Source organism: Glaesserella sp. (assembly GCF_041817755.1).
Lineage (GTDB): Bacteria > Pseudomonadota > Gammaproteobacteria > Enterobacterales > Pasteurellaceae > Glaesserella.
In genome coordinates this window covers 1-2,500 of the sequence record NZ_JBGYBX010000059.1, presented here as the reverse complement: position 1 = coordinate 2,500, position 2,500 = coordinate 1, and the positions used below count along the sequence as shown (strand labels likewise).

General features: G+C 51.4%; 1 rRNA gene (cut by a window edge). It reads left to right on the top strand.

Features of this window, described 5'->3' with window-relative positions:
• Positions 1-2,500 (top strand): 23S ribosomal RNA (locus ACEYKX_RS09275); its annotated part reaches 57 nt to the left of the window's first position; the annotation flags it as partial.

Sequence of the window (2,500 nt, the reverse complement as noted above, 5' to 3'; positions counted from 1 at the left end):
GTGATAGCCTGCGATAAGCTTCGGGGAGCTGGCAAATTAGCTTTGATCCGGAGATTTCTGAATGGGGAAACCCACCCGCAAGGGTATCGCATACTGAATACATAGGTATGCGAGGCGAACCTGGAGAACTGAAACATCTAAGTACCCAGAGGAAAAGACATCAACCGAGATTCCGAAAGTAGTGGCGAGCGAAATCGGAAGAGCCTTCTAGTGATAGTCAGACGGTTAACAAAACGGAATGGAAAGTCCGGCCATAGTAGGTGATAGCCCTGTATGTGAAAACCGACTGGTGGTACTGAGCTAGAGAAAAGTAGGGCGGGGCACGAGAAACCCTGTCTGAATATGGGGGGACCATCCTCCAAGGCTAAATACTCATCATCGACCGATAGTGAACCAGTACCGTGAGGGAAAGGCGAAAAGAACCCCGGGAGGGGAGTGAAATAGATCCTGAAACCGCATGCTTACAAAAAGTAGGAGCCCGCAAGGGTGACTGCGTACCTTTTGTATAATGGGTCAGCGACTTACATTCAGTGGCAAGGTTAACCGAATAGGGGAGCCGTAGAGAAATCGAGTCCGAATAGGGCGTCCAGTCGCTGGGTGTAGACCCGAAACCAAGTGATCTATCCATGGCCAGGATGAAGGTGCCGTAACAGGTACTGGAGGTCCGAACCGACTAATGTTGCAAAATTAGCGGATGAGCTGTGGATAGGGGCGAAAGGCTAAACAAACTTGGAAATAGCTGGTTCTCTCCGAAAACTATTTAGGTAGTGCCTCAAGTATTACCTTCGGGGGTAGAGCACTGTTTAGGCTAGGGGGTCATGGCGACTTACCAAACCTATGCAAACTCCGAATACCGAAGAGTACAGCTTGGGAGACAGAGCACCGGGTGCTAACGTCCGGACTCAAGAGGGAAACAACCCAGACCGCCAGCTAAGGTCCCTAAAATTGTCTAAGAGGGAAACGAAGTGGTAGAGCTAAAACAGTCAGGATGTTGGCTTAGAAGCGGCCATCATTTAACGAAAGCGTAATAGCTCACTGATCGAGTCGTCCTGCGCGGAAGATGTAACGGGGCTAAGACAGGTACCGAAGCTGCGGATGTGCAATTTATTGCACGTGGTAGGAGAGCGTTCTGTAAGCCTGTGAAGGTGTCTGGAGACGGATGCTGGAGGTATCAGAAGTGCGAATGCTGACATGAGTAGCGTTAAAGGGGGTGAAAAGCCCCCTCGCCGTAAGCGCAAGGTTTCCTACGCAACGTTCATCGGCGTAGGGTGAGTCGGCCCCTAAGGCGAGGCAGAGATGCGTAGCTGATGGGAAACAGGTCAATATTCCTGTACCGATCAATAGTGCGATGTGGGGACGGAGAAGGTTAGCTCAGCCAACTGTTGGATATGTTGGTTCAAGCCTGTAGTCGTGCCCGGTAGGCAAATCCGCCGGGCTTAGATGAGGGGTGATAACGAGTCTGCTTGCAGACGAAGTGAGTGATACCCTGCTTCCAGGAAAAGCCACTAAGCTTCAGCTATTGACGACCGTACCGCAAACCGACACTGGTGCGCGAGATGAGTATTCTAAGGCGCTTGAGAGAACTCTGGAGAAGGAACTCGGCAAATTGATACCGTAACTTCGGGAGAAGGTATGCCGCAAGTAGGTGAACTTGAACAAAGGGAGCCCAAAGCGGTTGCAAAAAATCGGTGGCTGCGACTGTTTAATAAAAACACAGCACTCTGCAAACACGAAAGTGGACGTATAGGGTGTGACGCCTGCCCGGTGCTGGAAGATTAAATGATGGGGTGCAAGCTCTTGATTGAAGTCCCAGTAAACGGCGGCCGTAACTATAACGGTCCTAAGGTAGCGAAATTCCTTGTCGGGTAAGTTCCGACCTGCACGAATGGCGTAACGATGGCCACACTGTCTCCTCCAGAGACTCAGCGAAGTTGAAATGTTTGTGATGATGCAATCTCCCCGCGGAAAGACGGAAAGACCCCATGAACCTTTACTGTAGCTTTGCATTGGACTGTGAACCGGCCTGTGTAGGATAGGTGGGAGGCTTTGAAGCGTGGTCGCTAGATCACGTGGAGCCATCCTTGAAATACCACCCTGGTTTGTTTGCGGTTCTAACCTTGGTCCGTTATCCGGATCGGGGACAGTGCATGGTGGGCAGTTTGACTGGGGCGGTCTCCTCCCAAAGTGTAACGGAGGAGTTCGAAGGTACGCTAGGTACGGTCGGAAATCGTGCTGATAGTGCAATGGCATAAGCGTGCTTGACTGTGAGACTGACAAGTCGAACAGGTGCGAAAGCAGGACATAGTGATCCGGTGGTTCTGAATGGAAGGGCCATCGCTCAACGGATAAAAGGTACTCTGGGGATAACAGGCTGATACCGCCCAAGAGTTCATATCGACGGCGGTGTTTGGCACCTCGATGTCGGCTCATCACATCCTGGGGCTGAAGTAGGTCCCAAGGGTATGGCTGTTCGCCATTTAAAGTGGTACGCGAGCTGGGT